Here is a 6,289-nt window from a genome sequence, read left to right as displayed (position 1 = left end):
GACAGGCCCGTGGGGGCCGGCCCGGCGGCGTCGGCGCGCATCCGCTGGTCGTCCACCTGCTCGATGGCCGCGAGGACGTCTTTGCGCATGATCAGACCACCGGGACCGCTGCCCTGCAGGGCTGCGATGTCCACGCCGTGCTCGCGGGCGAGCTTGCGCACGAGCGGGGAGATCACGGTGGGAGCCAGCCGCGGCGCCTCGGCGAGCGCCTCGTGGGCCTGCTCGGCGGCGTCGGCACCGGCACCGCGCTTGCGGCGGCGTCGGCGGGAGGAGGACGCGGCGGAGGTGCCGTAGCCGATCAGCACGTTGCCAGAGGACTCCTCGTCCTCGCCGGCGGTGGGATCGGCCTCGTCCACGGACAGCTCGGCCGAGGGCGTGGTGCCCGCGAGCTCCTCCTCGCGGTAGCTCGCGCCGTGCTCGGCGCCGGGAGCGTCCGCGTCCGTCCCGGAGCCGGCGGGGGCCTCGGGGGACTCCACGCCGTCGGAGATGGAGATCAGCGGCTGGTCCACCAGCATGGTGTCGCCCTCCGCGCCGTGCAGCTTGTGGACCACGCCCTCGAACGGGGTGGGCACCTCCACGGCGGACTTGGCGGTCTCCACCTCCACGATGGGCTGGTCCATGGTGACGGTGTCACCCTCGGCCACGAGCCAGCGGAGGATGTCCGCCTCGGTGAGCCCTTCGCCCAGGTCGGGCAGGTTGAACACATTGATGCTCACGGGTCAGTCCTCCCACTGCAGGTCGTCCAGCGCGTCCAGGATGCGCTCGGAACTCGGGATGTGGTGGTGCTCGAAGGACGGCGAGGGGTAGGGGATGTCGAATCCCGTGACCCGCAGCACCGGCGCGGCGAGCGAGTGGAAGCAGCGCTCCTGGGTGCGTGCGGCGATCTCCGAGGCCACGGACGCGAAGCCCTGGGACTCGGCCACCACCACGGCGCGCCCGGTGCGGCGCACGGACGCGGCCACGGTCTCGTCGTCGTAGGGCACCACGGAGCCGAGGTCGATGACCTCCACGGACATCCCGTCCTTCGCGGCCTCCTCGGCCGCGGCCAGGCACACGGGCATGGACGGGCCGTAGGAGATCAGGGTCGCGTCGGATCCCTCGCGGGCGACGACGGCGTGGCCCTCGCGCGTGGGCAGGCTCCCGTTCTCGTACTGCTCGCGCAGCGCGTCCAGGTCCACCTGCGCGGTGGACCAGTACAGCCGCTTGGGCTCGAAGAACACCACGGGGTCCGGGGAGTCGATGGCCTCGCGCAGCATCACGTACGCGTCCGTCACGGACGCCGGGGTGAAGACCTTCAGCCCGGGGGTGTGCGCGTAGTAGGACTCGGAGGAGTCGCAGTGGTGCTCCACGCCGCCCACGCCGCCGCCGTAGGGGATGCGGATGACCAGGGGCATGCTCAGCTTGCCCCGGGTGCGGTTGTGCATCTTGGCCACGTGGGAGGCCACCTGCTCGAACGCGGGGTACGCGAACGCGTCGAACTGCATCTCGGCCACGGGGCGCATGCCGTTCATGGCCATGCCCACCGCGGTGCCGATGATCCCGGACTCCGCGAGCGGCGTGTCGAAGCAGCGCTCGCGGCCGAAGCGCGCGGTCAGGCCGTCGGTGATGCGGAAGACGCCACCGAGGGTGCCCACGTCCTCACCGAAGACCACGACCTCCCGGGAGGCCTGCATGGCGTCCGCGAGTGCGGTGTTCAGCGCCTTGGCGAAACTGGTTTTCGAAGCGCTCATCACGCCTCCTCTCGGGAGAGCTCGTCCGCGAGCTGGGCGCCCTGCTCGCGCAGCTGGGTGGTGGGTTCGTGGTACACGAAGCGGAACAGGTCCTGCGGGTCCAGCTCCGGCTTGGAGGACATCGCCTCGCGCAGCCGCTTGGCCATGGCCTCGGCGTGCTCGGAGATCTTGCCGGTGACGTCCTCGTCCAGCGCGCCCTGGTCCTGAAGGTAGCGCTGCATGCGGGTGATCGGGTCCTTGGCCACCCACTCGCTGACCTCGTCGCGCTCGCGGTAGCGGGTGTCGTCGTCCGCGTTGGTGTGCGCCTGCATGCGGTAGGTCATGGCCTCCACGAGCAGCGGGCCGCCGCCCTGGCGGCACAGCTCGATGCCACGCCCCAGGACGGAGAGCATGGCCGCGAGGTCGTTACCGTCCACGCGCTCACTGGCCATGCCGTAGCCCACGCCCTTGTGGGCCAGGGACGGCGCGCGGGTCTGCGAGGACAGCGGCACGGAGATCGCGTAGCCGTTGTTCTGCACCAGGAACAGCACGGGCAGCTGGAACACGGCGGCGAAGTTCAGGGCCTCGTGGAAGTCCCCCTCCGACGTCGCCCCGTCACCGCACATGGCCAGCGTCACCGTGTTCTCGCCGCGCAGCTTGGCGGCGTGGGCCACGCCCACGGCGTGCAGCAGCTGTGTGGTGAGCGGGGTGGCCTGGATGGAGACCTTGTACTGCTTGGGGTCGTAGCCGCCGTGCCAGTCACCGCGGTAGGTGCTCATGACCTCCAGCGGATCCACACCGCGGGACATCACGGCCACGGAGTCGCGATAGGTGGGGAACAGCCAGTCGTCGTCCTCGAGGCACAGGGCGGCGGCCACCTGGCACGCCTCCTGGCCGTGGCTGGACGGGTACACGGCCATGCGGCCCTGGCGCACCAGCGCCATGTTCTGGTCGTTGATGCGACGGCCCACCACGAGCTTCTCGTAGGCGTTGAGCAACCGCTCGGTGTCCGGCATGGGGTACTCGTGGCCGGGCTCCTGGCCCTGCTCGGACTCGGGGACGGCGGTGCCGTCCGGGTTGAGCAGACGGATCTCCTTGCTGGCGGGCAGCATGTACTGCTCGGGCGTGATCCCGAAGTTCTTGGAGGCCTCCACCGCCGGATTCACGGGCGGGGTGGGCTCCCGGGTGGCGGACTCGCCACCGGCGGGGATGGGCTCGCTCATGGTGCGTCCCTTTCTTCTCTGGGTGGAACTCGGTGGTGCCGCGACGGCCGCGGGCAGGATCGAGCGGCAACGCGTCGGACACGTCGTCCGGTCAGTATGGGCAATCGGGGCACTCCGTCTCCACACCGGGGGGAATCCGTGGACGGTAGACTCCCCGAAGGGGTTTCCCGTGGACGAATTGCTCGTGAGTGACGGGCGCCATGCGGAAATGTCTTGCACGTCACACTCGTCACGTCCGAGCCACGCGGCCGCACTGTCGGCGCGGTGGGTGGACCGGCGGCGGGCCGACGCGAGCGGCCCCGGGAACGGGTGGTGCGGCGTCGTCGGCGGGGGCTGCGGCGCGGGCCGCGGAAGGGGCGACGGCGCAGGGTGCCGCCCGGCGGCGTCGCCGTGACAGGGCAGGGTCCGCAGACGGCGGGAAAGGTGGAGCGGGTGGCGCAGAGCAAGCGCGTGGAACTGGACGAGACGGACCGGCGGATCCTGGACGAGCTCACGCGGGACGCGCGGCAGTCCGTGACCGCGCTCGCGGCCACGGTGCACATCTCCCGCGCCCACGCGTACGAGCGCATCCGCCGGCTGCACGAGCAGGGCGTGGTGCTGCGCTACACCGCGGTGATCGACCCCGCCAAGGCGGGCCTGGAGGCCTCCGCCTACGTGACGCTGCGCCTGAAGCAGAACACGTGGGACACCCTGGGGCCCAAGCTGCGCCGCATCCCGCAGGTGCAGCACGTGGCGCTCGTGGGTGGCACGTTCGACGTGATGCTGCTCGTGCGCGCCCGGGGCACGGGGGAGCTGCGGGACGTGATCTTCGAGCGCATCCAGCCCATGCCCGAGGTGGTGGACACCCAGACGTTCCTGATCTTCGAGGACGTGGACGTGGGTGGCTGAGCCCGGGGGTGTCTCGCCCTGAGCGGAGTCCGTGGCCCAGCCCCTCAGCACGCTGACATACTGGCACCGACAACGGCGGTGCGGCACCGCCTCCGGGTCACCCACCCGGCCACGACACGGACGATGCGGGGACGACACATGAGTGAGAACGCACGGCTGGCACTCGTCACGGGCGCCACGGGCTACATCGGCGGCCAGGTGGCCCAGGAGCTGCTGCGCCGCGGCTGGCGGGTGCGCCTGCTGAGCCGCAGCGCCGAGAAGGTCCGCAACCTGCCCTGGGGGGACAGCGTCGTCGCCGAGGGCCGCTCCGCCGGCCCCGGTGAGGCCGAGGTGGTGGAGGGCAATGCCTCCGAGGCCGCGGACGTCGCACGCGCCCTGCAGGACGTGGACGTCGCGTGGTACCTGCTGCACTCCATGGGGGACTCGGACGACTTCGTGCGCGAGGAAGTGGAGATGGCCGAGACCTTCGGCACCGCCGCGCACGACGCCCACGTGCAGCGCATCGTGTACCTGGGCGGGCTGCACCCGGACGACGAGCCCGTGGACCAGCTCTCCGACCACCTGCGCTCCCGCGTGGAGGTGGGCCGGGCGCTCATGGACTCCGGGGTGCCCACCGCGGCACTGCAGACCGGCGTGGTGATCGGGGACGAGTCCTCGTCCTTCATCATGATCCGCCACCTCGCGGAGCGGCTGCCCGGTGCCATCGCCCCCCGGTGGGTGCGCAACCGCATCCAGCCCATTGCCGTGGCGGACGTGGTGCACTACCTGGTGGGAGCGGCGGACCTGCCCGCGGACGTGAACCGCACGTTCGACGTGGGCGGGCCCGAGGCCATCGAGTACGCGGACATGCTGGACCAGTACTCCCGCGCCGTGGGCAAGGGCCCGCGGTTCATGATCACCGCCCCCGTGACCACCGCGGAGCTCGCGGCCAACTGGATCGGGCTCGTGACACCCATCGACACCAAGCTGGCCCGGCCCCTGGTGGGCAGCCTGCAGCACGACACCGTGATCCACGAGCGGGACCTGGACGACTACATCGGGGCACCCCCGGGCGGGCACACCCCCTTCGCGGACGCGGTGCGCGCCGCGGTCACGGACCTGGACCTCAACCGCTGGCGGCGGGTCTTCCTCTCGACCTCGGCGGCCGTCGCGGCCACGGCAGTGGTGGGCACGCTCGCGAGCGACCCCGGGTCGACGTGGTACGAGAAGCTGCGCAAGCCGCGCTTCCAGCCCCCGGGCTGGGCGTTCCCCGTGGCGTGGACCGCGCTCTACGCGGACATCGCCGCCATGGGTTCGCTGTCCATCGCGGACCTGGGGGAGGAGGGCCGCACGGACGAGCAGCGGGCCTACATCGCCGCGCTCGGCGTGAACCTGGCGCTCAACGCCGGGTGGAGCATCCTGTTCTTCCACCGCAAGAAGCTGCGGGCCGCGGCCGTGGAGTCCGTGCTGCTCGCGGTGAGCAGCGCGGACCTGGTGCGCCGCAGCGCCAAGGTGTCCCCGGAGAAGGGTGTGGTCCTGAGTCCCTACGCCGGGTGGACCGCGTTCGCCTCCGTGCTCTCCACCACCATCAGCGTGCTGAACCCGCGCCGCAAGTAGCCCGCGGCCCGGTCTGCCGCGCGGCCCGCACGGGCCCGGGCAGTCCCGGGCGGCGGGTCTCGAACATCCCCGACGGATCGCACCGCCGGGCGGAAAGGAACCTCGGTGACGGAACATCGGGTCAGCCCCTACGGGGACACCACGGCGGCCACGCGCAAGCGCACGGTCTGGGTGGTCATCGGCACCGGCCTGGTCGCGGCCGCGTGCCTCGCGTGGTCGCTGCGCATTCCCGCGGGAGACCCGTGGTTCTACCCCGCCACCTTCATCCTGGCCGGCGTGTACATCGCGGGCAGCTCGATCGCGATCCGCATGACGGGCGAACGCCTGCCCTGGCGGGTCACCCCGCGGGGCATGCGGGACGCGGTGGTGGGGGGTGTGGTGCTCGCGGTGGTGTTCATCGCCGGCGGTTTCATGGTCCGCTTCATCCCGTTCCTGAGCGAACCGGTGCACGAGCTGCTCAACCACGCCCGGGTGGGAAGCCTGGTCATGGTGGCCCTCACCACCGCGGTCAACGGTGTGGCCGAAGAGGTCTACTACCGCGGGGCGCTCTGGCGGATCCTGCCACGGGGCCGGCGGATCCTCGTGACCACCATCGCCTACACAGCCGTGACCTCGCTCGCGGGCATCCCGCTGCTCGCCCTCGCGGCCGCCGCGCTCGGTGCGTTCGTGGGCTACCTGCGCGAGCGCACCCGCTCGCTCGTCCCCGGCATCGTCACGCACCTGATCTGGTCCCTGACCATGCTCTTCGTGCTGCCCTACGTGGTCTGAGCCACCACGACGCCGCACGTCCGGGGGCCGCGCTCGCGGCCGGTCTGCGGTGGGTGCGGCCCTCGCCCCTCCCAACGCACGGTGGGACCCGCCCCGCGCCGGGAC

At 71.8% G+C, this 6,289-nt stretch carries 6 protein-coding genes; 3 read left to right on the top strand and 3 right to left on the bottom strand.

The window, feature by feature from the left end; genetic code table 11:
- The 3 genes from D9R02_RS10930 to D9R02_RS10920 all read right to left on the bottom strand — a co-directional run.
- The coding region (locus D9R02_RS10930; protein WP_183085992.1) for a biotin/lipoyl-containing protein at positions 1-716 on the bottom strand (716 nt) is incomplete at its 3' end.
- A 3-nt stretch (positions 717-719) separates the two neighbouring features.
- Positions 720-1,730, bottom strand: a complete 1,011-nt coding sequence (locus D9R02_RS10925; RefSeq protein ID WP_121566903.1) for an alpha-ketoacid dehydrogenase subunit beta — start codon at positions 1,728-1,730, stop codon at positions 720-722.
- Complete coding sequence (locus tag D9R02_RS10920) at positions 1,730-2,932, bottom strand: thiamine pyrophosphate-dependent dehydrogenase E1 component subunit alpha (RefSeq protein WP_019310789.1); 1,203 nt, start codon at positions 2,930-2,932, stop codon at positions 1,730-1,732. Before D9R02_RS10920 ends, D9R02_RS10925 begins: the two co-directional genes overlap by 1 nt.
- Positions 2,933-3,364: 432 nt before the next feature.
- On the opposite strand from D9R02_RS10920, the gene D9R02_RS10915 reads away from it, so the two are divergent.
- The 3 genes from D9R02_RS10915 (at position 3,365) to D9R02_RS10905 (ending at position 6,184) form a co-directional block, all read left to right on the top strand.
- Positions 3,365-3,820 (top strand): Lrp/AsnC family transcriptional regulator, encoded by a 456-nt coding sequence (locus D9R02_RS10915; RefSeq protein ID WP_019310788.1) that lies wholly within the window; start codon positions 3,365-3,367, stop codon positions 3,818-3,820.
- A gap of 138 nt (positions 3,821-3,958) precedes the next feature.
- Positions 3,959-5,416 carry a tryptophan-rich sensory protein gene (locus tag D9R02_RS10910; protein ID WP_019310787.1) on the top strand — a complete coding sequence of 486 codons (1,458 nt, stop codon included), beginning with the start codon at positions 3,959-3,961 and terminating at the stop codon, positions 5,414-5,416.
- Positions 5,417-5,521: 105 nt separating this feature from the next.
- Positions 5,522-6,184, top strand: coding sequence for a CPBP family intramembrane glutamic endopeptidase (locus D9R02_RS10905; protein WP_059281568.1), 663 nt, complete (start codon positions 5,522-5,524; stop codon positions 6,182-6,184).
- Positions 6,185-6,289: the final 105 nt, after the last annotated feature.

It is taken from the genome of Kocuria rhizophila, from assembly GCF_003667225.1.
Classification (GTDB): domain Bacteria; phylum Actinomycetota; class Actinomycetes; order Actinomycetales; family Micrococcaceae; genus Kocuria; species Kocuria rhizophila.
This window is presented reverse-complemented; position numbering and strand designations above follow the sequence as displayed.

What these genes read in the sequence shown, in the direction of transcription:
- D9R02_RS10925 (WP_121566903.1), bottom strand. Translation starts at nt 1,730, where the DNA reads ATGAGCGCTTCGAAAACCAGTTTCGCCAAGGCGCTGAACACCGCACTC.
- D9R02_RS10920 (WP_019310789.1), bottom strand. Translation starts at nt 2,932, where the DNA reads ATGAGCGAGCCCATCCCCGCCGGTGGCGAGTCCGCCACCCGGGAGCCC.
- D9R02_RS10910 (WP_019310787.1), top strand. Translation starts at nt 3,959, where the DNA reads ATGAGTGAGAACGCACGGCTGGCACTCGTCACGGGCGCCACGGGCTAC.